Consider the following 25,036-nt stretch of genomic DNA (forward strand, 5'->3'; position numbering starts at 1 on the left):
AGCTTAGTGATCGGCTGGCCGCTTCACGAATTGAACCCCGGTCCTGCTCCGCGCGCAGCGGTCTATATACTGGCCCTTATGCCTGATATGGAACGGTGGCCCACTGGGCGCCTGCTCTCCACGGCCGCGCGACTCGTGGAGCATGCCTGGAACGAGAAACTGCGCGGTATGGACCTGACCCATGCCGGGGTCATTGTCATGGAAGTACTTGCCGTCAACGGACCGACCACCCAGTCGATGCTCGCACAGATCGTCCGGGTTCAGGCGCAGACAATGGGGAAGACGCTCACCAGGCTGGAGGCGCACGGCCACGTCAGCCGTGCACGCAGCGTGTCCGACCGCCGTAGCCAAGTGGTCAGTTTGACCGAGGCGGGGGAGCGCACCCTCGGACTCGCCACGCAGCTGGAACGCGAAGTGCTTGCACCCGTGCCCGTGGACACCGCCAAACTGCGGCGGGAGCTCCAGTCGCTTGTACGCGAACTGGCAAACAATCATTCCTCGGCAGTCGTGAACGACATTGTGGCCGCAGCGGATTCAGGTGTGGCGCCGGGCGAGCCCTCCAACTAGGCCTCCGCAGGTCCGGGCGGAACCGGCTCCGGGCCGAGTCCGGGGGAAAATAAAAAAGATCCCTGGACGGCCATTCAGCCATCCAGGGATCTTCCCTTTGGTGCACCCCCCGGGACTTGAACCCGGAACCCATTGATTAAGAGTCAATTGCTCTGCCAATTGAGCTAGAGGTGCAATTGTTTGTTGCTCGCAACGCAAAGAAATAACCCTTGAGCGGCTACTGCCGCTCAAGGGTCCTTCCCTTTGGTGCACCCCCCGGGACTTGAACCCGGAACCCATTGATTAAGAGTCAATTGCTCTGCCAATTGAGCTAGAGGTGCATTTGTCGATTTCGATCGGCTGAGGGCTTTTCTTCCCTCGTTGATCTCCGCAACGACATGTAACTCTACACGACACTTGCCGAAGTGTGAAATCGGCCCGGGCCTCCTGCGCGTCACTGGCGGGGAGGCTTCAGGAGCAGTGCAAAGTCGGGGTTTTGGTTGTTGCTGAGGACCCACAGTGTGCCGTCCGGCGCTAGCGAAACGTCCCTCAGCCGTCCGTACTGGGCCGTGAGGTACGCCACGGGATTCCCCGCCGTTTCTCCGCGCAGCGGTACGGTCCACAAACGCTGACCGCGCAGCGCGCACGTGAACGCCGTTCCGTTCACGATTTCCAGACCGCTCGGTGAGGCATCCGCCGTCGACGGCCAGACCACCTTGGCGTCGATGTAACCGGCGCGGCCGGGCGCACCGGTCACTTGTGGCCAACCGTAGTTGCCGCCCGCTTCGATGAGGTTGAGTTCGTCGTTGACGTCGGGTCCGAATTCACTCGCCCACAGCCTGCCGTCACTGTCCCAAGCCAAACCCTGCACATTGCGGTGTCCGTAGCTGTAAACGGGATTGCCGAACGGGTTGCCCGGTGCCGGCTTTCCCTCGGGTGTAAGCCGCAGGATCTTCCCGCCAAGCGCAATGCGGTCCTGTGCTTGCTCCGGGTGCTGCGCGTCTCCCGTGCCGACGTAGAGGAACCCGTCGGGACCGAAGCGGATGCGCCCGCCGTTGTGGGTGCCGGCTTTGGGAATGCCGGTGAAGATGACTTCGGGTGTGCCGAGGCTCAACCGCCCGTCTGCGGCCTGCTCCAGCCGGATGCGCGAAATCCGGTTGTCCGATTCAGCGGTGAAGTAGGCATAGAGCAGGCGGTCGCTGGCGAACGTCGGGGAGAGCGCCAGCCCCAGCAGCCCGCCTTCGCCCCCGGGTACGACGCCGGGAACCTCGCCTACCGTCGTGGCCCGATCGTTCCGGACCGATTTGATCAGCTTGGTGTCGCGTTCGGAGATGACGGCAGTACCGTCGTCGAGGAACACGATCGACCACGGAATTGTCAGATTCAGGTCAAGCTTCCGAATCAACTCGGGTCCGTTGCCTTGGGTAGGCCCCGGTCCGGGGGCACTCCCTGTACAGGCGCTCAGCAACAGGGCCACGAGGCAGGCCACCGCTACGGGAGCCCGGACGAGCCCAAGGCGGGACCGGAAGAGGCTCCCGGATCCCGCCTTTGCCTGGTTCATTGCTTGGGTCCTGGTTGCAGGGCTGCTTGCCGCCCTGGGTCAGCTCCTTGGGGCTCTCAGCGGCGGTTCCTGCGAGGAGGTCGGAAGCCTGCTGCCTCGGCGTGGGCGCTGGAAATAAACCAGACGTCGGCCTTGACCTCGTCGTACGACGGGCTGTCTTCATCGTGATAGGTCATGGTGTCCGCGTTGCCTTTGACGGTGTAGCCATCAGGGCCACTCCCGTCAGCGTCGGCCGCGGCGGAGCCTTCGCCATACGGCTGCTCGGCTGCGAGATGCCCGCCCAGCGGCGATGCGGCTGCGGAATCCTGGGCCACGGTGGTTGACTCAACCGGCGAAGGTGCCGCGTCGGGATTTTCGGCCCGGTCTTCCTGCGCCCCTTCGGCTGCAGTGTCGACTGCCTCCGCCGCGGCGGATTCCGCGCCGGGAAGCGTCGGTGCATGGGCGTCCGTGTATTCGCGGTGGTGGATCGGGGCGGGAGCCACTGGTGCGCTGCCTTCGCTCCAGGTCGCTTCCCATTCGGCGCTGTCGGCCAACTGTTCGGGGGTGGCTGGTTCCGAGCCCGACGACGCCGGAACGCCGGCAGCCGCGGGAACGGACGGCCCGGCGTCGGCCGCGTTAACGTCGTCGGCCGTCACGCCCCCTTCAAGTTCCGGCTCGGCAGCCAGCGGTGCGGCGGTCTCTGAGGCCGTAGCCTCGGAAACCGCGTCCTCGGACAGTACGGGTTCCGAGAGCGTGGGCTCCTCGAACACGGGCTCCACCACCGAGGGGCCGGCCGCTGACGATTCTTCTTCCGGGGCGGCCATGCCGGTTTCGAGGGGAGGGCCGGGGCGCTCCCAGTCGTCGACGTCGACGCCGCCTGCCTCAGTTTCGGCTTCCGGCTCCGGCTCGGGTGCGGCTGCGCGCGACTCGGCTAGCTCTTGATCTGCGGTCGCGGTTGCGGCGACCAAGGGGGCGGAGCCTGTCAATGCGGCTGCTGTGACGTCCATTTGTGGTGACGAGGCGGCCTGCGACGGCGAAGCCCCGGAGCCCGAAGAAGACTTCGCGCTATTGCGGCTCAGGAGCCACCAAACAATCGCGACGATCAACACGATGACGATGACCCAGATCAACCAATCCATGGGAGGAGCCCTTCTGTCTGTTCAATTGGCGCATGTCTGTTCGAGTGGCGCAGCTGTCGTGATTTGACGTTACGTCCGTGTCACGGGGCTGTCTAGGTTAGTCAATCGATTCGCGGCCCTTCAGCGCATCAGCGATCCTGTCGGATAGGCCAGCAGCCGACAATGAGACCCATGTCTCACATAGCGAGACGACTGTCCATTATTTGAATGAAATATTGGCTGAAATAGTGCCAAATTCGCCTTAACCCGCCGATCATGTTCGTTGGCCACAGCCCAAGAGTCATAGACTCGTGCCCATGAGTGACCACACCCCAATTGCGACAGACAACCAGCCGGACATCAAGCCACGCAGCCGGGTCGTAACGGACGGCATCCATGCCGCCCCCGCGCGAGGCATGTTCCGGGCCGTAGGCATGGGCGATGATGACTTCGCCAAGCCCCAGATCGGCGTCGCGAGCTCGTGGAACGAAATTACCCCCTGCAACCTCTCGCTGAACCGGCTCGCCCAAGGCGCCAAGGAAGGCGTTCACGCCGGCGGTGGTTTCCCCATGCAGTTCGGCACCATTTCCGTTTCGGACGGCATTTCCATGGGCCACGAGGGCATGCACTTTTCCCTTGTTTCGCGCGAAGTCATTGCCGACTCCGTTGAAACGGTCATGCAGGCCGAGCGCATCGACGGCTCCGTTTTGCTGGCCGGCTGCGACAAATCCCTCCCGGGCATGCTGATGGCAGCCGCCCGCCTGGACCTCGCCAGCGTCTTCCTCTACGCCGGTTCCATCATGCCGGGCTGGGTCAAGCTTGAGGACGGATCGGAGAAGGAAGTCACCCTCATTGACGCCTTCGAAGCCGTGGGCGCCTGCGCTGCAGGCAAGATGAGCAAGGGCGACCTGGACCGCATCGAACGCGCGATCTGTCCTGGTGAAGGCGCCTGCGGCGGTATGTACACGGCCAACACCATGGCGTGCATCGGTGAAGCCCTCGGCATGTCCCTGCCGGGCTCGGCTGCCCCGCCCTCGGCAGACCGCCGTCGTGATGACTTTGCCCGCAAGTCCGGCGAGGCAGTGGTCAACCTGCTTCGCCTCGGCATTACCGCGCGGGACATCATGACCAAGAAGGCGTTCGAGAACGCCATCGCCGTCACCATGGCCTTCGGCGGCTCCACCAACGCCGTCCTGCACCTGCTCGCGATCGCCCGGGAAGCCGAGGTCGAACTGACCCTGGACGACTTCAACCGCATCGGCGACAAGATCCCGCACCTGGGCGACCTCAAGCCCTTCGGCCGCTACGTCATGACCGACGTCGACAAGATCGGCGGCGTGCCGGTCATTATGAAGGCGCTGCTCGACGCCGGCCTGCTGCACGGCGACTGCCTGACGGTCACGGGCAAGACCCTTGCCGAAAACCTGGCCTCCATCAACCCGCCGGACCTCGACGGCAAGATCCTGCGCGCCCTGGACAACCCGATCCACAAGACCGGCGGCATCACCATCCTGCACGGTTCCATGGCCCCGGAAGGTGCCGTCGTGAAGAGCGCCGGCTTCGACGCCGACGTCTTCGAAGGAACCGCCCGCGTGTTCGAGCGCGAGCAGGGTGCGCTCGACGCCTTGGACAAGGGCGAGATCAAGGCGGGGGACGTCGTCGTGATCCGTTACGAAGGTCCCAAGGGCGGCCCGGGCATGCGTGAGATGCTCGCCATCACCGGCGCCATCAAGGGCGCGGGCCTTGGCAAGGACGTGCTCCTGCTGACCGACGGCCGCTTCTCGGGCGGTACCACCGGCCTCTGCATCGGGCACGTTGCGCCTGAAGCCGTCGACGGCGGACCCATCGCCTTCGTCAAGGACGGCGACAAGATCCGCGTGGACATCGCTGCCCGTTCGTTCGACCTCCTGGTGGACGAAGCCGAGCTCGAGTCCCGCAAGATTGGCTGGGAGCCCCTCCCGGCCAAGTTCACCAAGGGCGTCCTCGCGAAGTACGCCAAGCTGGTGCACAGCGCCTCCACAGGCGCCTACTGCGGCTGAAGCTAAGTACCCCGTGCCTCCAGCGGTGACAAGGCCGCTGGAGGCGGCAGGGCTTAATAAGGGCTGGTCCGAGGGGTCCCGGCCGGACGGCGTTCACGCCGGAGGGTGGGGTAGGACCAGTCCGTGGACAATGAGGTCCACATAGTGAGATGACATCTTCATCGTTTGACACCTATCTCACTAAGAGGGAACACTGAACGCATGATCGCATTCGTTACTGTCGGCGCCACCGTGGGCACTGTCGTACTTACCAAGCGCGTGGCCTCCTAGCCCGACTGGTAACGAACCGTCACGCGCAACCCCTCGAAGAGCCGCAAGGCTGAGGGGTTTTTTTATTTCCCGCAGGGGACGGCGCATTGAGCAAGAACCAGCATGAACGCAGTACCCACGCAGTAACTTTCACTAATTGAAGATCCCCAAAGGAAGAGTCCGATGAGCAAAGGATCGCCGATCAGCCCCTCGCTGATGGCTGCAAAGTCCGCTGGAGCCCCCAAGGCTCCGGAAAAGGTCGACCGTCCGGCTGACGCCGTCGTCGACAATGCTGCAACTCTCTCTCCTGTACTCGGGCCGAACAACGTTGTACCCCCAACGGTGATGACCGGCTCGGAAGCTATTGTCCGCTCGCTCGAAGAACTCGGCGTGGACGATATTTTTGGTTTGCCCGGTGGCGCGATCCTCCCCACCTATGACCCTTTGATGGCCTCCAAGATGAATCACGTCCTGGTCCGTCACGAACAGGGAGCCGGCCACGCAGCGCAAGGCTACGCCATGGTTACCGGACGGGTCGGCGTCTGCATCGCCACCTCGGGCCCCGGTGCCACCAACCTCGTTACCGCCATCATGGATGCCCACATGGACTCCGTGCCCCTCGTGGCCATTACCGGCCAGGTATCGGCTTCCGTCATCGGCACTGATGCCTTCCAGGAAGCGGACATCGTCGGCATCACCATGCCGATCACCAAGCATTCCTTCCTGGTGACGGATCCCAATGACATTCCGCACGTCATGGCCGAGGCTTTCTACCTTGCGAGCACCGGTCGTCCCGGTCCCGTATTGGTGGATATCGCCAAAAATGCCCAGCAGGGCACCATGACCTTCTCCTGGCCGCCCAAGATCGATTTGCCGGGTTATCGTCCGGTGGTCCGCGGGCACAACAAGCAGGTCCGCGAAGCCGCCCGGCTGATCGCTGCGGCAAGCAAGCCTGTCCTGTATGTCGGCGGCGGAGTGGTCAAGGCCCACGCATCGGCCGAACTGCGCGAGCTCGCGGAACTCACCGGCGCTCCCGTGGTGACAACGCTCATGGCCCGCGGCGCGTTCCCGGATTCCCACCCCCTGCACGTCGGCATGCCCGGCATGCACGGCACGGTTTCCGCGGTTACCGCACTGCAGCAGTCCGATCTGTTGATCACCCTTGGTGCGCGCTTCGATGACCGCGTGACGGGTGTGCTCAGCACGTTCGCTCCGCACGCAAAGATCATCCACGCGGACATCGACCCCGCGGAGATCTCCAAGAACCGTACGGCCGACGTTCCGATCGTGGGCTCCGTCAAGGAGATCATTCCGGAACTGAGCGAGGCTGTCCGCAACGCTTTCGAGCAATCCGGCACCCCGGACCTCGACGGTTGGTGGGCGTTCCTCAACAACCTCCGCGACACCTACCCCCTTGGCTGGACCGAGCCGGAAGACGGACTCAGCGCCCCCCAGCGGGTCATCGAACGCATTGGTGCGCTCACGGGTCCGGAAGGCATCTACGTTGCAGGCGTTGGCCAGCACCAGATGTGGGCCGCCCAGTTCATCAAGTACGAGCGTCCCCACGCCTGGCTCAACTCGGGTGGGGCCGGGACCATGGGTTATGCCGTGCCGGCAGCCATGGGCGCCAAGGTCGGCGAACCCGACCGCGTGGTCTGGGCGATCGACGGCGACGGCTGCTTCCAGATGACCAACCAGGAACTGGCCACCTGCGCCATCAACAAGATTCCCATCAAGGTTGCCATCATCAACAACTCCTCGCTGGGCATGGTGCGCCAGTGGCAGACCCTCTTCTATGAAGGCCGCTACTCCAACACCGACCTGAACACCGGCCACGACACCGTCCGTATCCCGGACTTCGTCAAGCTGGCGGACGCCTACGGCTGTGCCGCGTTCCGCTGCGAGCGGGACGAGGACATTGACGCCACCATCCAGAAGGCCTTGGAAATCAATGACCGTCCCGTGGTCATCGACTTTGTGGTCAGCCCGAACTCCATGGTGTGGCCGATGGTCCCCTCCGGAGTCTCTAACGACCAGATCCAGGTTGCCCGCAACATGACCCCGGAATGGGAAGAGGAGGACTAGCCATGAGCCGCCACACATTGTCCGTTCTGGTCGAAGACAAGCCCGGCGTGCTGACCCGCGTGGCCAGCCTCTTCGCCCGGCGGGCCTTCAACATCAACTCCCTGGCCGTCGGCCCCACCGAGGTCTCCGGGATTTCCCGGATGACCGTCGTCGTCGACGCCGATGGCGACCTCATCGAGCAGGTCACCAAACAGCTCAACAAACTGATCAACGTGATCAAGATTGTGGAGCTGACTTCAGAATCTTCCGTGCAACGTGACCACATCCTGGTCAAGGTACGTGCGGATGCCGCGACACGCCTGCAGGTCACCCAAGCTGCAGACTTGTTCCGTGCCTCAGTGGTTGACGTTTCCACAGACTCGGTGGTCATCGAGGCAACCGGTACCCCGGAAAAGCTTGCAGCGCTGCTTTCAGTGCTCGAGCCGTTCGGCATCCGCGAAATAGTGCAGTCCGGCACCTTGGCCGTTGGGCGGGGATCCCGCTCCATGAGTGACAGGGCGTTGCGCAGCGCTTAGGCACTGTCCTAGTACCGCGTAGTAGCCCGATACCGAACCACAGACAATATCTACAAAACCACTCAAGAGGAGTTACGCAAGTGACTGAAATGTTCTACGACGACGACGCAGACCTGTCGATCATCCAGGGTCGCAAGGTTGCCATTGTCGGCTACGGTTCCCAGGGCCACGCCCACGCGCTGAACCTGCGCGACTCCGGCGTCGAGGTTGTCATCGCGCTCAAGGAAGGCTCGAAGTCGATCGCAAAGGCCGAGGACGCAGGCTTCACGGTCAAGAACGTTGCCGACGCCGCCGAATGGGCCGACGTCATCATGATCCTGGCACCGGACCAGCACCAGCGCGCGATCTACAACGACTCCATCAAGGACAAGTTGACCGCCGGCAAGGCCCTTGCCTTCGCCCACGGCTTCAACATCCGCTTCGGCTACATCGAGGCGCCCGAGGGCGTTGACGTCATCCTGATCGCCCCGAAGGCTCCGGGCCACACCGTGCGCCGCGAGTTCGAAGCCGGACGCGGTATCCCGGACATCATCGCCGTCGAGCAGGACGCTTCCGGTTCCGCTTGGGAACTGGCCAAGTCCTACGCGAAGGCGATCGGCGGCACCCGCGCCGGCGTCATCAAGACCACCTTCACCGAAGAGACCGAAACCGACCTCTTCGGCGAGCAGGCTGTCCTCTGCGGCGGCGTCTCCCAGCTGATCCAGTACGGCTTCGAGACCCTGACCGAAGCCGGCTACCAGCCGCAGATCGCCTACTTCGAGGTTCTTCATGAGCTCAAGCTCATCGTTGACCTCATGTGGGAGGGCGGCATCGCCAAGCAGCGCTGGAGCGTTTCCGACACCGCAGAGTACGGCGACTACGTCTCCGGCCCGCGCGTCATCGACCCCCGCGTCAAGGAAAACATGGCCGGTGTCCTCGCGGACATCCAGTCCGGTGCCTTCGCCAAGCGTTTCATCGACGACCAGGACAACGGCGCAGTCGAGTTCAAGGAGCTGCGTGCCAAGGCAGAGCAGCACCCGATCGAGGGGGTCGGCCGCGAGCTGCGTTCCTTGTTCTCCTGGCAGCAGCAGGACGAGGACTACGTCGAAGGCTCCGCGGCCCGCTAGTCAAGGCACCCGTTGAAGCCGCGGCAGGAGCCGTAGCAATTCAACACAGAACGCCGTTCGGGATAGGCTCGAAATGAAGCCGCCCGGCATGGAGGCCGGACCCGGTATACCGGGTCCGGCCTTCGTCGTCAAAGAATCGTTTCACCAAAACCCCACCTGAAAAAGAGAGCTAAAGAGGTCACCGGTGACTAGCACCAAGCCAGTAGTACTCCTCGCTGAGGAACTTTCGCCCGCCACGATCGAGGCCCTTGGTCCGGACTTCGAGATCCGCCAAACCGACGGCGCGGACCGCTCCCAGCTGCTCTCCGCAATCGTCGACGTCGACGCCATCCTCGTGCGTTCAGCCACCCAGGTGGACGCCGAGGCAATTGCCGCAGCCAAGAACCTCAAAATCATCGCGCGTGCCGGCGTCGGCCTGGACAACGTGGACATCAAGGCCGCTACCCAGGCCGGCGTCATGGTGGTCAACGCCCCGACGTCGAACATTGTGTCCGCTGCCGAGCTGACGGTCGGCCACATCCTCAGCCTTGCCCGCCACATCCCCCAGGCCAGTTCCGCCCTGAAGGGCGGCGAGTGGAAGCGCTCCAAGTACACGGGCATCGAACTCTTCGAGAAGAAGATCGGCATCATCGGCCTCGGACGCATCGGAGCGCTCGTGGCCGCCCGCCTGCAGGGCTTCGAGACCGAGATCCTCGCCTACGACCCCTACATCACCTCCGCGCGCGCCGCTCAGCTCGGCGTCAAGCTCGTCACCCTGGACGAACTGCTGGAGAAGTCCGACTTCATCACCATCCACATGCCCAAAACCCCGGAAACGGTGGGCATGCTGGGCGCCGATGCCTTCAAGAAGATGAAGGAAACGGCCTACGTTGTCAACGTCGCCCGCGGCGGCCTGATCGACGAAGAAGCCCTCCACGAGGCTTTGGAAGACGGCCAGATCGCCGGCGCCGGCATCGACGTTTTCGTCAAGGAGCCGAGCACCGACCTTCCGTTCTTCGGCATGGACAATGTCATCGTGACGCCCCACCTGGGTGCCTCCACGGACGAAGCCCAGGAAAAAGCCGGCGTCTCCGTGGCGAAGTCCGTGCGCCTCGCCCTCGCCGGCGAACTCGTCCCGGATGCAGTCAACGTGGCCGGTGGCGTGATCGCTTCCGACGTCCGCCCCGGAATCCCGCTGATCGAGAAGCTCGGCCGGATCTTCACGGCCCTGACCCACGCATCCCTGACGCAGATCGACGTCGAGGTCGCGGGCGAAATCTCCAGCCTGGACGTGAAGGTCCTCGAACTGGCGGCGCTCAAGGGCGTGTTCGCCGACGTCGTGACCGAGCAGGTCTCCTACGTCAACGCACCCGTCATCGCCGAGCAGCGCGGCATCAACACCCGCCTGATCACGACGCCGGAAGCCGAGGACTACCGCAACGTCCTGACCATCCGCGGGGCACTCAGCGACGGATCGCAGATTTCCGTGGCCGGAACGCTCACCGGACCCAAGCAGGTCCAGAAGCTCGTGGGCGTCAACGGTTACGACGTCGAAATCCCGATCAGCGAGCACCTCGTGGTTGTTTCCTACGCGGACCGTCCCGGTGTCATCGGCACCATCGGCCACATCCTGGGCATGAACAACATCAATATCGGTGGCATGCAGGTGGCCCGCCAGAGCGAAGGCGGCCAGGTCCTGGCGCTGCTCACGATCGACACTTCGGTGCCGCAGCAGGTCCTTGAAGCCATCAAGGCCGGCATCGGCGCCGACATGGTTCGTGAAGTGGATCTGGAGGACTAGCATCCTCACCGTTTGAGCTAGAAAAGTGTGCCGCACTTCACATCGGCCACATATCATTGGCCGGTCTGCCTACAATGGCTTGGTCCGAAATTCGGAACCGGCGGCAGGCCGGCCAATAACTTTTGCACACACCCGGTGGATTCCTATTGCCTCGGCATGGTTCCAGGGACAGCAGTGTGCGCACCCGCAATCCAGGACTCAGGGAGCCCTATGAACGCCGTCCAGAGGTTCATCAGAAGCCGTGTGCTTCTGTTGACCGCGGCCATTTTGATCGTCGCCATGTGTTTGTCCGTATTCATCCAGAGCCAGTCGCAGGCCGCGCTGAACCGGACAGTGGATGAGAACTCACGCGGCCTGTACGACATCCTGGTCCAGGCCAAGTCCGCGAATACCAAGGACGGCGGGGCGCTCCTCCAGCCGGACATCGCGAACGGCCAGGGCGGCATCAGCTTCCCGCAACTCGAGAAGATCCGTGGGCTGAGCGGCGCGTCGGTCGCGGCGCCCATCAGCCTCGTTTCCCGGGTAACGCAGAACCTGGAAACCCCGCGTCTCGACGCAATGGATTACCTTGGCTACAACGCGGGACTGGCTGGTGGAGCCACCGCGGGAGATCCGACCGGAACGGACTCCAAGAGCTGGCCCGCACCGGAATCCGTGCTTCCCGCGAAGCCCAAGAAGTACCGCCTGACCGCCACCGCCGTGAGCTCCGACGGAGTGTCCCAGCAAACCCTCTTCCAGACCAGCGCCGAAGGCACCCTCGGCAAGGGGCAGGTTGTTGAGCAGCAGACTGCCGGAGGCAAGAGCATCCGCATCGCCGGACCCGCGGGGGAGACCGGCATCAAGTTCCCCGCTCCTGCCGGCGGCTCGGAACACAACCTCTTCAACCTTTCCGTAGCGCTGCCCATGGCTCCGCAGGTCACCGAGTCGGTCGTCGCCGTCGATCCGACCGCCGAGCGCGCGCTCTTGGGCTCCGCCGGAGACTTCCTTGCACCGCTGCAAAAGGCGCCGCCGGCCGACACCCGCAACGCAGGCGCAATCGGCCGCTACTTCGAACAGCTCTTCGCCAAGAGCCCTACGCAGCAGGAACTCGAACAAGGCCCGGATTTCATGGGCGTCAAGCTCAAATACTGGGCACCCCTCATGACCCAGTACCAGCAGGCGAAGCTCTCCGGCCAGATCACGGATGCCTCACAGGCCATTCCTTTGATCGTCCGGCAGGGAACCTCGCTGGATCTGAAGTACTCGGTCCAAATCCAGGAAATCGATGATTCGGGCAAGGTCGTCAACGACGTCGGCACTGTCTCGCGCTCTTTGGATAAGGACTACCTGCCCTTCGTGTCAAAGTCGCCGTTCGCCCTGTCATGGCCAGGATCCACGGACCACAGCCAGCTGCTCGGTAATATGGGCAACTTCGGCCAAGGCCTGTACCAGCCGGCCCAGTGGAGCACCGACTTCGCCGCGGCACCCAAGTACAAGGACGGCGAGACTTCCGCGAACGGCGCCGTCGGCAAGTCCGCCACGCCGGGAGACTGGGTGACCGTCAACAAGCTGCCCGAGAAGTCGGCTTTCGGGGCGATGGTCGACCAGAGCCAGCGCAAGCCGGTCGATGAGCGCTCGTACCGGGAGAACCTTGCCACGGGATCGAAGCCCGCTACGCCGCTGCCGATGGTCTACGGGACGTTTGATCCGGCCCAGATCCAGAAAGCGGCGGGCGACGTCAACAAGCTGCCCTTGGGTGGCTACGACCCGGCCCCGATGACGCTCCAGAAGGACGCTTCGGGAAATGACACCGCAGCCAAGGGCCTCAAGCCTTCGCTGAGCGCCACCGGCCTGGTCAGCCAGTCTGCCGGTGCCATCACCGACTACTACGGCCTTGCCGCAGCGCGTGGTTACGATTCCAACGCCAACGTGATCGACGCCGTCAGGGTCCGCGCCAGCGCGCCAGGCAACTGGAAGCAGGCCCAACCGGAGGTCGACAAGCTCGCGGCCCAGATCCGCGACATGGGTCTACAAGCCACAGTGGTGGCCGGCTCCGCGCGCGAAGACGCCAACATCTTCGTCCCGGGATACTCCAAGGACGACGCCGGCAAGGAATCCGCGCTGGGTACCGTCCAGCAGTCGTGGGTCCGGCAGGATGCCGCCGATGCCGTTTCCGGCTCCCTGACCGGCACCAACATCACCCTCCTCTTCCTGACGCTGTGCGGGGCCACCCTCCTGACCGGCGCTTCAACCGTGAGCTATATCCGCCAGCGACGCAGCGAGGCAGGGATCCTCCGCGCCATGGGCTGGACCCAAAGGAAGATCCGAAGTTGGGTCCTCGAAGAGTTCGGTATAGGTGCGGGGATCGTTGCCGTGGCAGGCATTGCGCTAAGCCTTCTGAGCTGGAACCTGGCCACGGTCATTGTTTCGGCGTCCGTGTTGCTCATTTACTGTGCCGCCGCCTACATCGCGGCCCAGCAATTGCGGCACCGCGACATCGTTGACCAGGAACCCCAACACGACGAACGCCTGATCCCGGTGGATTCACCGCTCACGTTCGCGTACCGCCAACTGGTTACCCACCGTTTCAGCTCAGTGGCCCTGGCCGTTGCCGTGGGCGTGTTCGGAGCTGCCGTGGGCGCGCTGATCGCGTTGCTCATTGACATCCCGCGCGCAGCTGGAGCCAGTGCCCTCAGCGGGCTCGCCTCCGCCACCATCGCCTTGCCGAGCGTCATCCTGGCGGTGAGCGGGGTGCTCGTTGGCCTCGTACTGACCTTGGTCACCGGTCGCTTCGAACTCCAGGCCAGGCGCGAACAGCTCGGCACGCTCCGGGCCATGGGCTGGAACCCGGACATGCTGGGACAGGTCCGTTTCTTCGAAAATGCCTTGGTCGGAGCAGTGGCGCTGATCCTCGGCGTCGTGGGGGCGCTGGGCCTGGGCCTGTTGCTCGCTCCTTATGCCGCACTTTGGGCCGCTTTGGCCGGAGTGGTGGCCGTAATTTGCTGGATTCCCATTGCAACGAAAGTGGTCAAATGACTGACAACCTCGAACCCGATCTGACCGCGACCACGGAATCCACCGACGAGTCGTTCCAGACCCGCGCCAACACCATCGTGCGGGCTGCGGACCACGGCATGCCCTTGCAGTTGAGCAACATCACCATCCGCTACGGCGGTGACAAGGGTGGGGCGGAGCCGGTCACGGTCGTCGAGGACTTCAACCTCACCCTGCACGCCGGTGAGATGCACTGCGTCGCCGGGCGAAGCGGCTCAGGCAAGACCAGCATCCTGACGGTGGGAGCGGGACTCACGCTTCCGACGTCGGGCCGCGTCCTCTGGGAGGGCGATTCCCTCGAGAAGATGGGCGACGACGAAATCGCCGACCGCCGCCGCGCCCTCATCGGGTACGTGGACCAGGGCGGCGCCCTGATCGACGGCATGAGCGCTTTGGAGAATGTGCTGTTGCCGGCCGTCCCCGACGGCGAAGTGGAGCAGCGCACCGAAATGGCCAAGGACTTGCTGGACCTGGTGGGGCTGGGCCGGCGCATGCGCCACCGTCCGGCGCAGCTGTCCGGCGGTGAGCGCCAGCGTGTCGCGATCGCCCGCGCCCTGATCCTGGGCACCAGGGTCCTGGTGGTAGACGAGCCAACGGCCAGCCTGGACCGTACTTCGGCAAACCGCATCATCAGCATCCTGAAGGACACCACGAGCGACGGTATCGCCGTGCTGGTGGCCTCCCACGACCACGAGCTTGTCAGGCTCAGCGATACGCTGACTGAGTTGAACTAGTAGCCCGCTGCTTCCGGACCGGCCGTCACATGCGGCCGGTCCGGTCTTTCCATCTCCAAGAGAAGGTAACTTCGTAGAGTGACGTCTCCAGATAAACCCCCGTTCTACATCACCACCGCCATTACCTACCCGAACGGCGAGCCGCATATCGGGCATGCCTACGAGTACATCGCCACCGACGCGATGGCCCGGTTCAAGCGCCTCGATGGCTATGACGTGATGTTCCTGACCGGCACGGACGAGCACGGCATGAAGATTGCCCAGGCTGCGGAGAAGGAAGGCATCACGCCCAAGGAACTCGTGGACCGGAATGCCCAAATCTACAAGGCCGCCCACGCCGCCTTGGGCATCTCCTACGACCGGTTCATCCGCACTACGGATGCCGACCACTATGCCGCCTCCCAGGCCATCTGGAAGAAGATGGAAGCCAAGGGGGACATTTACCTGTCCAAATACGAGGGCTGGTACTCGGTCCGCGACGAGGCTTACTACACCGAAGACGAGACAGTACTGAAGGACGACGGCGTCCGCTACTCGCGCGGTACGGATACCGAAGTAACGTGGACCGCGGAGGAGAGCTACTTCTTCCGCTTGTCCGCCTACCAGGACAAGTTGCTGGCCTTGTACGAGGAGCAGCCGGAGTTCGGCGCCCCCCAGTACCGCTTCAACGAGGTCATCAGCTTCGTCAAGCAGGGCCTTCAGGACTTGTCCATCAGCCGGACGACTTTCGACTGGGGTGTCCCGGTGCCGGGCAACGACAAACACGTCATGTACGTGTGGGTTGATGCCCTGACCAATTACCTGACGGGAGTCGGTTACCCTGATGCCGATTCTGAGGCGTTCCGTAAGTTCTGGCCCGCCGACGTCCACATCATCGGCAAGGACATCTCCCGGTTCCACGCGATCTTCTGGCCCGCCTTCCTGATGAGCGCGGGCCTGGAACTGCCCAAGCGCGTCATGATCCATGGCTTCCTGACCAACAATGGCGTCAAGATGTCCAAGTCCCTCGGCAACGTTGTGGCCCCCAAGGACTTCGTGGAGCAGTACGGCCTGGACCAGGTGCGATTCTTCTTCCTCCGCGAAGTTCCGTTCGGCGCCGACGGCAGTTACAACCACGAGGCGATCGTGGGCCGCATGAACGCCGATCTCGCGAACAACTTCGGCAACCTGGCGCAGCGTTCGCTGTCCATGGTGGCCAAGAACTGCGAAGGCAGGGTTCCGGTTCCGGGAGACTTCTCGGCAGAGGACTCCGCGCTGCTTGCCCAGGCCGCCGGACTTTTGGACGTGGCCCGCGCGGCTTTCGAGAAGCAGGAATTCAGCCGTGCCCTCGAGGCAATCTGGGCCGTGCTGGGCGACACCAACGCGTATTTTGCCGAGCAGGCCCCGTGGGTGCTGCGCAAGACCGACGTCGAGCGCATGAACACGGTCCTGTACGTCACGCTGGAGGTTGTCCGCATCGTGGCGATCCTCGCCCAGCCGGTCATGCCGACGTCGGCCGCCAAGCTGCTTGAGGTCCTGGGACAGCCCGACGGCGAGCCCCGCCAGTTCGCGGCCGTCGCCACGCCGATCGTCCCCGGCACGGAGCTCCCGGCCCCGGTCCCGGTCTTCCCGCGTTACGAGGAGCCCGCCGAGTCCTAGACGCCCGCTCACTTAAGTCGCCTTTTGGGCGGACGCCCGCTCACTTAAGTCGCCTTTTGGGCGGACGCCCGCTCACTTAAGTCGCCTTTTGGGCGGACGCCCGCTCACTCTTGCTGCGCGTGACACCCCCTCATCCCACCGGGTGAGGGGGTGTTCCCTTTCCCGTCCCATGATTGGTAAGCGTCCCGAGGCGGATCCGGCGGCTCGCTGGACTTCCAAGTGATCTCTTCGCGCTGGCGAGTGGGGATCCACTCGGCGCAGGTAGCAGCCGGGACAAGGGACGCTGTTTCCTGCCGGTAAACGCGTACCCACCACTCGCGTTAATCAGGAGACCGAAACCTAGCCTGAAGAGCAAGCGAACTGATGACACTTTCTGGGGAGTAACTGTCAAGATTCATCTCGCTTGTTGAGGTCTCCCGTACTTGTCCTTCCTGGGTCTCGAAGACGGTTACTCCGCAAAGTCTGGTCAGCTCGGACCTGATGTGGAGGGACCGAAATGAAACGAACCATTGCGACCCTGGGGGTCGTGGGCCTGGGATTGCTGGGTGCCACGGTGTCGGCGAATGCTGCTCCCTCAGACAAGATCACCATTTGCCACGCCACGCATTCGGCGTCGAACCCCTACGTAGCGGTGACCATCAACTTGTCGGCGCTGTCCGGGCATATCGCCGACACCAACGACATCGTTCCTGCAAACGCAGGCGACTACATGCCCAACGGACAAAACCTCACCCCGGAAAACATCGCCATCCTCAACGCCGGTTGTAAGGTGGCCGGCCTGCCGGTGATTACCCCGACGGACCCGGTGACGAGCCCGCCGACGGATCCGGTGACGACCCCGCCTGCGGATCCGGTGACGACCCCGCCTGCGGATCCGGTGACGACCCCGCCTGCGGATCCGGTGACGAGCCCGCCGGTGACCACCCCGCCCGTGGAGCACGTGGAACCCGTCTCCACCCAGCCGGTCGTCACCCCCGCGGTTCCTCCGGTCGCTGCCCCTGCGGCGACCGTGCCCGCAGCCGTCACTCCGTCGGCAACTGTGCCCACAGCCGTCATTCCATCTGCGGCCGGTGCCGCAGCCACTCCGGACGCCCCCATCACCAACGTGGGCTACAACGTCCAGACGGCCGTTGGCGGCAAGGCAAACACAGGTATCCCCGCGTGGCTTGCCGGCCTGACTGGTCTCTTCAGTGCCGTGGCCGTGTTCGTAGTCGCGAGGAGCGGGGTGCGGGCCCGCAAGGCCAGGCACTAGGCAAAACCGGCCGGGTGCCGCACTACGATGGGCGGCACCCCGCCACCTGCTTCACTATCTCCAGGAGTGGTCATGGCCCGTCACCGCTTCACGCGGCAGCCTCACGCACTTCGCGTCCGTGGCCTGCTGATCTGTTCCAGGGATCTTCTCGTGTTGGCGATCTGCGCCGGAGGGCTGCTTGGTGTCTGGCTGGTCTATGGCGTATCCGGCCAGAACCCGGCCGCTTTCGACTCAGGGAATCGGGCGCTTTCGACGGCGGCTCCCGCGGGCAAAGCCGAGCCGAACCGCGCGGCGGTGGGCGCTCCTGCCACTGCGGCGGGAACGCACCTGCCCGCGGCGTCGGCCCCGGTGCAGATTACCTATCCGGCGGTTGGCCTGGATGTGCTGGTTCATCCGCTGCGACCGGACCCTGCTGGCGGGCAGAGCATCGAGCCGCCGGAAACGATGGACGGATATTGGCTCAGTCCCTTCGGTACCCCCGGAGCGGGATCGACGAATACCACTTACGTCATCGGGCACAGTTGGGAGGGGCTCGACGCGCCGTTCAACCACCTCAGCTATGCAGCAGCACCGGGGGACGAGCTCAAAGTCGTCACGGCAACGGGAGCGATGACATACAAAGTCGACTCCGTCACCACCTACACAAAATCGACTTTGAAAGACAGTCCCGTCTGGACAGCGGTGCCCAACCGCCTGGTCCTGATCAGCTGCTACACGCAGGACCTCTGGGGCAAGAATGTCGCGGTGGTAGCTTCACTTGTTCCAGGCCAGTAGCTTCTCCCGAGGCGCGCTCCGCATGGACTTCGATCGCTCAAATGGTGAGACGATTTTGACCAACATGTGGATGCGTTGGCAGTCTGAAAACATGAGTGCAACGCAACCCGCCGCAACGATCAACCTGGCTGTCATTCCCGGCGACGGCATTGGCCCCGAAGTCATTGCCGAAGCCCTCAAAGTCCTGGAAAAGGTTGTCGCCGAAGAAGGCGTCACCCTCGAGCAGACCGAATACAAGCTCGGAGCCCAGCACTGGCTTGAAACCGGCGAGACCCTCCCGGACGAGGTCCTGGCCGATCTGCGTACCCGCGATGCGATCTTGTTCGGCGCCGTCGGTGCGGCACCGGGGGACACCCGCATTCCTTCAGGCATCATCGAACGCGAAATGCTGCTCAAGCTCCGCTTCAGCCTTGACCACTTCGTGAACCTGCGCCCTTCGCGGCTCTACGGGACGGTGGGCAGCCCGCTGGCCAATCCCGGCGACATCGATTTCATCGTGGTCCGCGAAGGCACCGAGGGTCCGTACGTCGGCAACGGCGGTACGCTCCGCGGGGGCACCCCCCACGAGGTTGCCACCGAGGTATCGCTCAACACGGCCCACGGCGTCGAGCGCGTTGTCCGTGACGCCTTCCGCCGCGCCAGCGAGCGTCCCCGAAAGCACGTCACCCTCGTCCACAAGCACAACGTCCTGGTCTTCGCAGGCCACTTGTGGAAGCGCACCGTGGAGGCCGTGGCCAAGGAATTCCCCGAGGTCACCCACGATTACCTGCACATCGACGCCGCCACCATCTTCATGGTGACCGACCCCTCCCGCTTCGACGTGATCGTCACCGACAACCTCTTCGGAGACATCATCACTGACCTCGCCGCCGCCATCACCGGCGGGATCGGTCTCGCGGCCTCGGGCAACATCAACATGGACCGCACCGCGCCCTCCATGTTCGAACCCGTCCACGGCTCCGCCCCGGATATCGCCGGACAGCAGAAGGCGGATCCAACCGCCGCCATCCTGTCCGCGGCCTTGTTGCTGGACCACCTCGGCTACACGGGAGCCGCCCGCAGGATCGAAGCCGCCGTCGTCGCCGACATCGAAAGCCGCAACGGCGACAGCCGCAGCACCGCTGCCGTCGGCGATGCCATCGCTGCCGCGCTCTAGGGCCCGTACTGGCACTGAGGGTCTGTACCCGGGCGTAAGCTTTACTTGAATTATTTACTGCTGCCGTGGTCCGTCGCTGAACCATATCCTCCAAGAGATGGTTTGCTCTGCCTGGTAGCCGACTGGAGGAAACATGACTCAGACTGCCCACGGCGTCGAATTCAGCCAGCAGCTCTCGGAGACCCCGAAGTCTGCTGAGGAGCGTGCAGCTATCCTGGCAAACCCGGGATTTGGCGACTACTTCACCGACAACACCGTCATTGTCGACTACAGCGTCGACACCGAGGGCAAGGGCGGCTGGCACAGTGCCCGCGTCGAGGCCTACGGACCGATTTCCCTGGACCCTTCGGCGGCAGTGCTGCACTACGGCCAGGAGATCTTCGAAGGCCTCAAGGCATACCGCCACGCTGACGGCTCCGTTTGGACATTCCGTCCCGAGGCCAACGCCGCCCGCCTGAACAAGTCGGCACGCCGCTTGGCCCTCCCGGAACTGCCCGAGGAGTACTTCCTCGGCGCCATCCGCGAACTCGTGCAGGCGGACAAGGAATGGGTTCCGTCCGGCGACGGCGAAGCCCTGTACTTGCGTCCGTTCATGATCGCGACGGAAGCCTTCCTGGGTGTCCGCGCAGCCCGCGAGGTCTCCTTCCGGGTCATCGCTTCTCCGGCCGGCAACTACTTCGGCGGCGAACTCAAGCCGGTATCCATCTGGATCTCCCGTGAGTACGCGCGCGCCGGCCGCGGCGGCACCGGTGCAGCCAAGTGCGGTGGAAACTACGCCGCGTCCCTGATTGCCCAGATGGAAGCCGAAGAGAACGGCTGCAAGCAGGTCCTTTTCCTGGACCACTTCAACGACGACGCCGTCGAGGAACTCGGGGGCATGAACGTCTTCTTCGTCATGAAGGACGGCTCACTCGTCACTCCGGCACTCACCGGAACCATCCTCGAAGGCGTGACCCGTTCTTCCGTCATCCAGGTGGCGAAGGACATGGGCCGCGAGGTTTCCGAACGGAAGATCACCCTCGCCGAGTGGCGCGACGGCGTGGCCTCCGGCGAAATCGCCGAGGTCTTTGCTTGCGGAACCGCCGCCGTCATCACCCCCATCGGCGTCCTCAAGGACAAGACGGAGTTCATCGGTTCCGAGGACGCCAAGGCAGGTGAAACCACCATGGCCATCCGCGAGCAGTTGCTCGGCATCCAGACCGGAACGGTCGAGGACACGCACGGCTGGCTCACCCGACTGGCTTAAGTCCCCACCGGCTCCCAAGCCTCGCAAGCGTGGCTTGGGTCCCTCGCCGGAGTGGGCCCTGTCTTGGAAAATGCCCGACGGCGGCCTCCCACCCTGGTGGCAGGGTCGCCGTCGCCGTTAACCAGTGAGCTGGTTGTTACCGGTGCTGGCTTGCTGGATCCGCGGTCCGATGAGCGCTTCCATCTTGGCCTGCAGATATTGCTGGCCCGCAGCGGATGGGTGGTCGCCGTCGGGACCAATGAGCTCCGCGGCATCGTCCATGATCCAGCCGAGGTCGATCGGATCAACGAAGTGCGCGCCGGCTTTCAGGGCAGCGGCCTTGTCCTGGTCGCGGATGTCGAGCCTTTCGGCTTCGGGCGTGCTCGTGTACGACGGCGGCCCGACCACGACGATGTCGGCTTGGGGAGCGCGGGACTTGACTGAGGCGAACGCCCGCGTGGCCGCAGCCTCGGTTTCTCCTGCGGCCGTTCCCATATCGTTTTCGGAACCAAAGAACAGCACCAGGCGGGTCTCGTCGGTTACCGCTGTGTCCACTTGGGAACCGAAGGTCGATCCGTCCTCGCCGACACTGACGTAGCCGCTGCCATCCCGTGCGGCATTGACGATGGTCGCTTGGAGCTGTTGAAAGCCGGGATCGTTCTCCACCAGCTTTGGCCAGGCCTCGTCAGGCGAGGTGCCGTGACCCGTGCTGAGGGAGTCTCCGATGATCACCACGGTGGGCTGGGCCGCGGCGGACCGTGGTCCGGTGTCGGAGGAACAGGCGCTGAGGAGTGCGAGGACGGAAAGGCAGGCGGTGGCGATCGCCGTCGTCGTCCGGAGAAGTTCTCTTCGTCGGGTGTGATTCCGCCCCAATTCGGCTCCTCCTCCGCAACTGTCCACATGTATCCGTCCCAGTTCCTTGGCACCATGTTACGTCGTGTGCCGTGCCTGCCTCTTGCTTCCTGGCTCGCGGAACCGGGCTTCCCGTCCAAGGTCCCGCCACTTGGCGTGTGCCAAGATGGAGAAGTGAATCCGGTCAATGACGCCACTTTCCAGAACAGCAGCCACCTCACCCGCTCGCGGCTCGCGCCTAATCCGGGTCCGATGAGCCTTGACGGCACCAACTCGTACGTCATTGCCGCGCCGGACGCTGCTGGAGTGGTCGTCGTGGATCCCGGGCCGCTCGACGAATCGCACCTCGCGGCCCTGGCCACCGCGGGGCCTGTGGAGCTCGTTCTCATCACCCATTGCCACAAGGACCACACCGAGGCCTCTGCGGTGTTCCACGAACTCACCGGCGCGCCCGTCCGTGCGGCGGATCCCGCCTATTGCCACGGCGGCGAGCCGTTGCGCGGTGGCGAGGTCATCGAGGCCGGAGGCGTTGAGATCCGGGTTCTTGCCACGCCGGGCCATACCTCGGACTCAGTCTGCTTCCACCTTCCGGGCGACGGACCGGACGGCTCGGTGCTGACGGGCGATACCATCCTGGGGCGGGGCACCACCGTCCTGGACTATCCTGACGGACGGCTGGGGGATTACCTCTCCAGCCTCGACAAGCTCGAAAGCCTCGGTCCGGCGACGCTGTTGCCCGCACACGGCCCCGTCCTGCCAGCCGTCGACGCCGTGTGCCGCGAGTACCGGGCCCACAGGGAGATGCGCCTGGACCAAATCCGTGAAGCACTCGCGCGGCTCGGCGCCCAAGCCGAAGTCCAAGCTGTCACCGATGCGGTGTATCCCGACGTCGATCCTTCCGTGCGCTGGGCAGCTGAAACTTCGGTGGCGGCGCAATTGGACTATCTGCGCGGCTAGCAGGCACCTCTTCAGTGCGCGCATAGCGGCCGCCGGCGGACGGTACGCTAGAACCCATGCGTATCGCCCGGTTTGTTGTTGATTCTGATCCCGTCTACGGCGTCGTTGAAGGTGAGCCAGGCAGTGAAATGATCACTGTCATCCACGGCGACCCCTTCTTCAACGGCGTCGAGCGGACCTCGGTCCGCCACAAGCTGGAGGACGTTCGCCTTCTGGCCCCGATTATTCCCCGCAGCAAGGTCATCGGCGTCGGACGGAACTTCGCCGAGCATGCCCGGGAACTCGGTAATGAAGTTCCGCAGCACCCCTTGCTGTTCCTGAAACCGAATACCGCCGTCGTTGGCCCCAACGATCCGATCGTGTTGCCTGAGTTCTCGGAGGAAGTCTCCTTCGAAGCGGAACTCTGCGTCGTCATCGGCCGCATTTGCAAGGACGTGCCCGAGGACCGCGTGGACGACGTCATTTTCGGTTACACCTGCGGCAACGACCTCACGGCCCGCGACGTCCAGAAGACGGACCTGCAGTGGGCGCGTGCCAAGGGCTTTGACACCTCCGCGCCGCTCGGCCCGTGGATCGAGACGGAACTCGATCCCGAAGACCTGGCCATCAAGGGCTGGCTCAATGGCGAACTTCGCCAGGACGGCAGCACGAACCAGATGATCCGCAGCGTGCGCGAGCTGGTGTCGATCGTTTCGCAGGCTTTCACCCTGCTTCCGGGTGATGTCATCATGACCGGGACTCCTGCCGGCGTCGGGCTGGTCCAGGAGGGCGACCGCTACGAGATCGAGATCGAAGGCATCGGCCGCTTGTCCAACCCGGTAGTCCGCCGCTAAGAGGCTCGGCGTTCCGCCCAGCCGGTCGCTCTGGACCCGCTGGCACTGGGCATTCCGCCCACCGCCACGGGGTAAAGTTGGAACCACTATGACTACTGTTGCTGCGCCGAACTCTGCCGCCATTCCCGCCGTGAACGCCGAAACCCCGGTCCGCGTCCGGTTCTGCCCCTCACCTACGGGAACTCCGCACGTTGGGTTGATCCGCACGGCCCTCTTCAACTGGGCCTACGCGCGGCATACGGGTGGCAAGCTGATTTTCCGGATCGAGGACACCGATTCGGCCCGCGACAGCGAGGAGAGCTACCACCAACTGCTTGACGCGTTGAAGTGGCTCGGCATCGACTGGGACGAGGGCGTCGAGGTTGGCGGGCCGCACGAACCGTACCGCCAGTCGCAGCGCAGCGACATGTACCAGGACGTCATCGCCAAGCTCAAGGCCGGCGGTCACATCTATGAGTCGTACTCCACTCCCGAGGAGATCGAAGCACGGCACCGCGCCGCAGGGCGGGATCCGAAGCTCGGCTACGACGGCTTTGACCGGCACGTCACCGAGGAACAGCTCGCCCAGTACAAGGCCGAGGGCCGCAATGCCGTGCTGCGCCTGCGCATGCCGGACGAAGACCTGACCTTCAACGACCTTGTGCGCGGGGAGATCACGTTCAAGGCGGGATCCGTGCCTGACTTCGCTGTGGTGCGTGCCAATGGAGCTCCGCTGTACACGCTCGTGAACCCCGTGGACGATGCACTCATGGGCATCACGCACGTCCTCCGCGGCGAGGACCTGCTCAGCTCCACTCCCCGGCAGATCGCCCTCTACCGCGCGCTTTACGCCATCGGCGTGGCTGAGTACATGCCCGAGTTCGGCCACCTTCCCTATGTCATGGGCCAGGGCAACAAGAAGCTTTCCAAGCGCGATCCGGAATCCAGCCTGTTCCTGCACCGTGAACGTGGGTTCATCCGTGAAGGATTGCTCAATTACCTGTCACTCCTGGGCTGGTCGCTGAGCGCCGATGAGGATATCTTCACCGTGGAGCAGCTCGTGGCCAACTTCGATATCCACGATGTCCTGGGCAACCCTGCGCGCTTCGATATCAAGAAGGCCGAGGCCATCAACGGTACGCACGTGCGCATGCTCACGCCCGAGGACTTCCGTCAGAGGCTCGTGCCGTACCTGCGTGCCGCAGGTTTCGTGGGGGAGATCCTGACTCCGCGCCAGGAAGAGATCCTTGCCGAGTCCGCGCCGCTGGTCCAGGAACGAATCACCCTGCTGGGCGAAGCTCCCGAGATGCTCGCCTTCCTGTTCAAGAAGGACGACGCGATCGACATCGCCGAGGACGCCCGCAAGGGACTTCCCGAGAACCTGGTCGAGGTGCTGGACGCCGCGTTGGTTGCGCTGGAACCCCTCGCCGACTGGACAGCGGAAAGCATCCAGGCAGCGCTCAAGCAAGCGTTGGTGGAAGGTCTTGGGATCAAGCCGCGCCTCGCGTTCGGCCCGGTGCGCACGGCAATCTCCGGCCGCCGCATCTCGCCGCCGCTGTTCGAATCGATGGTCATCCTGGGCAAGGATTCCTCGCTCACCCGCCTGCGCGCGTTCCGCGGCTAGT

The 25,036-nt window shown here is 64.0% G+C and carries 19 protein-coding genes and 2 tRNA genes; 16 read left to right on the forward strand and 5 right to left on the reverse strand.

The window, feature by feature from the left end; genetic code table 11:
• The first annotated feature begins 78 nt into the window (after window positions 1–78).
• Window positions 79–567 (forward strand): MarR family winged helix-turn-helix transcriptional regulator, encoded by a 489-nt coding sequence (locus tag AC1DJB_RS03165; protein ID WP_306960850.1) that lies wholly within the window; start codon window positions 79–81, stop codon window positions 565–567.
• Between the two features lie 98 nt (window positions 568–665).
• On the opposite strand, the gene AC1DJB_RS03170 is transcribed toward AC1DJB_RS03165, so the two are convergent.
• The 4 genes from AC1DJB_RS03170 to AC1DJB_RS03185 form a co-directional block, all read right to left on the reverse strand.
• Window positions 666–741: transfer RNA gene (locus AC1DJB_RS03170), tRNA-Lys, on the reverse strand.
• 70 nt (window positions 742–811) lie between these two features.
• A tRNA-Lys gene (locus AC1DJB_RS03175) sits at window positions 812–887 on the reverse strand.
• A 113-nt stretch (window positions 888–1,000) separates the two neighbouring features.
• Window positions 1,001–2,107, reverse strand: coding sequence for a PQQ-dependent sugar dehydrogenase (locus AC1DJB_RS03180; protein WP_441437131.1), 1,107 nt, complete (start codon window positions 2,105–2,107; stop codon window positions 1,001–1,003).
• A 56-nt stretch (window positions 2,108–2,163) separates the two neighbouring features.
• On the reverse strand, window positions 2,164–3,225 hold the full coding sequence (locus AC1DJB_RS03185) for a sunset domain-containing protein (protein WP_441437130.1): 1,062 nt from the start codon (window positions 3,223–3,225) through the stop codon (window positions 2,164–2,166).
• A 296-nt stretch (window positions 3,226–3,521) separates the two neighbouring features.
• On the opposite strand from AC1DJB_RS03185, the gene ilvD reads away from it, so the two are divergent.
• From ilvD to AC1DJB_RS03245, 12 genes are all read left to right on the forward strand, one after another.
• On the forward strand, window positions 3,522–5,243 hold the full coding sequence (gene ilvD / locus AC1DJB_RS03190; RefSeq protein WP_284751164.1) for a dihydroxy-acid dehydratase: 1,722 nt from the start codon (window positions 3,522–3,524) through the stop codon (window positions 5,241–5,243).
• Between the two features lie 432 nt (window positions 5,244–5,675).
• Window positions 5,676–7,577 carry an acetolactate synthase large subunit gene (locus AC1DJB_RS03195; RefSeq protein WP_284988363.1) on the forward strand — a complete coding sequence of 634 codons (1,902 nt, stop codon included), beginning with the start codon at window positions 5,676–5,678 and terminating at the stop codon, window positions 7,575–7,577.
• A 2-nt stretch (window positions 7,578–7,579) separates the two neighbouring features.
• On the forward strand, window positions 7,580–8,092 hold the full coding sequence (gene ilvN, locus AC1DJB_RS03200) for an acetolactate synthase small subunit (RefSeq protein WP_028264679.1): 513 nt from the start codon (window positions 7,580–7,582) through the stop codon (window positions 8,090–8,092).
• 80 nt (window positions 8,093–8,172) lie between these two features.
• Window positions 8,173–9,198 (forward strand): ketol-acid reductoisomerase, encoded by a 1,026-nt coding sequence (ilvC, locus tag AC1DJB_RS03205; protein ID WP_078108575.1) that lies wholly within the window; start codon window positions 8,173–8,175, stop codon window positions 9,196–9,198.
• Between the two features lie 184 nt (window positions 9,199–9,382).
• Entirely contained in the window at window positions 9,383–10,978 is a 1,596-nt protein-coding gene (gene serA / locus AC1DJB_RS03210; protein ID WP_284751161.1) for a phosphoglycerate dehydrogenase, read from the forward strand.
• 210 nt (window positions 10,979–11,188) lie between these two features.
• Window positions 11,189–13,993, forward strand: coding sequence for an ABC transporter permease (locus AC1DJB_RS03215; RefSeq protein WP_441432404.1), 2,805 nt, complete (start codon window positions 11,189–11,191; stop codon window positions 13,991–13,993).
• On the forward strand, window positions 13,990–14,745 hold the full coding sequence (locus AC1DJB_RS03220) for an ABC transporter ATP-binding protein (RefSeq protein WP_078108578.1): 756 nt from the start codon (window positions 13,990–13,992) through the stop codon (window positions 14,743–14,745). The genes AC1DJB_RS03215 and AC1DJB_RS03220 overlap by 4 nt, the downstream gene beginning before the upstream one ends.
• A 78-nt stretch (window positions 14,746–14,823) precedes the next feature.
• Window positions 14,824–16,383: a methionine--tRNA ligase gene (gene metG, locus AC1DJB_RS03225; protein ID WP_441432403.1), complete on the forward strand. Its 1,560-nt coding sequence runs from the start codon at window positions 14,824–14,826 to the stop codon at window positions 16,381–16,383.
• Between the two features lie 496 nt (window positions 16,384–16,879).
• Window positions 16,880–17,635: a hypothetical protein gene (locus AC1DJB_RS03230; protein ID WP_441432402.1), complete on the forward strand. Its 756-nt coding sequence runs from the start codon at window positions 16,880–16,882 to the stop codon at window positions 17,633–17,635.
• Window positions 17,636–17,707: 72 nt separating this feature from the next.
• Entirely contained in the window at window positions 17,708–18,409 is a 702-nt protein-coding gene (locus AC1DJB_RS03235) for a class F sortase (protein ID WP_441437129.1), read from the forward strand.
• 91 nt (window positions 18,410–18,500) lie between these two features.
• Window positions 18,501–19,565 (forward strand): 3-isopropylmalate dehydrogenase, encoded by a 1,065-nt coding sequence (locus tag AC1DJB_RS03240; protein ID WP_370872219.1) that lies wholly within the window; start codon window positions 18,501–18,503, stop codon window positions 19,563–19,565.
• Window positions 19,566–19,698: 133 nt separating this feature from the next.
• On the forward strand, window positions 19,699–20,811 hold the full coding sequence (locus AC1DJB_RS03245) for a branched-chain amino acid aminotransferase (RefSeq protein WP_306960838.1): 1,113 nt from the start codon (window positions 19,699–19,701) through the stop codon (window positions 20,809–20,811).
• Between the two features lie 117 nt (window positions 20,812–20,928).
• On the opposite strand, the gene AC1DJB_RS03250 is transcribed toward AC1DJB_RS03245, so the two are convergent.
• Window positions 20,929–21,663: an SGNH/GDSL hydrolase family protein gene (locus AC1DJB_RS03250; protein WP_284988357.1), complete on the reverse strand. Its 735-nt coding sequence runs from the start codon at window positions 21,661–21,663 to the stop codon at window positions 20,929–20,931.
• A 153-nt stretch (window positions 21,664–21,816) separates the two neighbouring features.
• On the opposite strand from AC1DJB_RS03250, the gene AC1DJB_RS03255 reads away from it, so the two are divergent.
• The 3 genes from AC1DJB_RS03255 to gltX all read left to right on the forward strand — a co-directional run bounded on the left by AC1DJB_RS03255 (window position 21,817) and on the right by gltX (window position 25,035).
• Window positions 21,817–22,599: an MBL fold metallo-hydrolase gene (locus tag AC1DJB_RS03255; RefSeq protein ID WP_441437128.1), complete on the forward strand. Its 783-nt coding sequence runs from the start codon at window positions 21,817–21,819 to the stop codon at window positions 22,597–22,599.
• A 56-nt stretch (window positions 22,600–22,655) separates the two neighbouring features.
• Window positions 22,656–23,432, forward strand: coding sequence for a fumarylacetoacetate hydrolase family protein (locus AC1DJB_RS03260; protein WP_059387649.1), 777 nt, complete (start codon window positions 22,656–22,658; stop codon window positions 23,430–23,432).
• 88 nt (window positions 23,433–23,520) lie between these two features.
• Entirely contained in the window at window positions 23,521–25,035 is a 1,515-nt protein-coding gene (gltX, locus tag AC1DJB_RS03265) for a glutamate--tRNA ligase (protein WP_284988356.1), read from the forward strand.
• Window position 25,036: the final 1 nt, after the last annotated feature.

Source organism: Arthrobacter sp. 01T428 (assembly GCF_056398685.1).

What these genes read in the sequence shown, in the direction of transcription:
- AC1DJB_RS03260 (WP_059387649.1), top strand. Translation starts at nt 22,656, where the DNA reads ATGCGTATCGCCCGGTTTGTTGTTGATTCTGATCCCGTCTACGGCGTC.
- AC1DJB_RS03245 (WP_306960838.1), top strand. Translation starts at nt 19,699, where the DNA reads ATGACTCAGACTGCCCACGGCGTCGAATTCAGCCAGCAGCTCTCGGAG.
- AC1DJB_RS03240 (WP_370872219.1), top strand. Translation starts at nt 18,501, where the DNA reads ATGAGTGCAACGCAACCCGCCGCAACGATCAACCTGGCTGTCATTCCC.
- AC1DJB_RS03180 (WP_441437131.1), bottom strand. Translation starts at nt 2,107, where the DNA reads ATGAACCAGGCAAAGGCGGGATCCGGGAGCCTCTTCCGGTCCCGCCTT.
- AC1DJB_RS03230 (WP_441432402.1), top strand. Translation starts at nt 16,880, where the DNA reads ATGAAACGAACCATTGCGACCCTGGGGGTCGTGGGCCTGGGATTGCTG.
- ilvN (WP_028264679.1), top strand. Translation starts at nt 7,580, where the DNA reads ATGAGCCGCCACACATTGTCCGTTCTGGTCGAAGACAAGCCCGGCGTG.
- gltX (WP_284988356.1), top strand. Translation starts at nt 23,521, where the DNA reads ATGACTACTGTTGCTGCGCCGAACTCTGCCGCCATTCCCGCCGTGAAC.
- AC1DJB_RS03220 (WP_078108578.1), top strand. Translation starts at nt 13,990, where the DNA reads ATGACTGACAACCTCGAACCCGATCTGACCGCGACCACGGAATCCACC.
- AC1DJB_RS03235 (WP_441437129.1), top strand. Translation starts at nt 17,708, where the DNA reads ATGGCCCGTCACCGCTTCACGCGGCAGCCTCACGCACTTCGCGTCCGT.
- AC1DJB_RS03185 (WP_441437130.1), bottom strand. Translation starts at nt 3,225, where the DNA reads ATGGATTGGTTGATCTGGGTCATCGTCATCGTGTTGATCGTCGCGATT.
- ilvD (WP_284751164.1), top strand. Translation starts at nt 3,522, where the DNA reads ATGAGTGACCACACCCCAATTGCGACAGACAACCAGCCGGACATCAAG.
- AC1DJB_RS03195 (WP_284988363.1), top strand. Translation starts at nt 5,676, where the DNA reads ATGAGCAAAGGATCGCCGATCAGCCCCTCGCTGATGGCTGCAAAGTCC.
- AC1DJB_RS03215 (WP_441432404.1), top strand. Translation starts at nt 11,189, where the DNA reads ATGAACGCCGTCCAGAGGTTCATCAGAAGCCGTGTGCTTCTGTTGACC.
- AC1DJB_RS03165 (WP_306960850.1), top strand. Translation starts at nt 79, where the DNA reads ATGCCTGATATGGAACGGTGGCCCACTGGGCGCCTGCTCTCCACGGCC.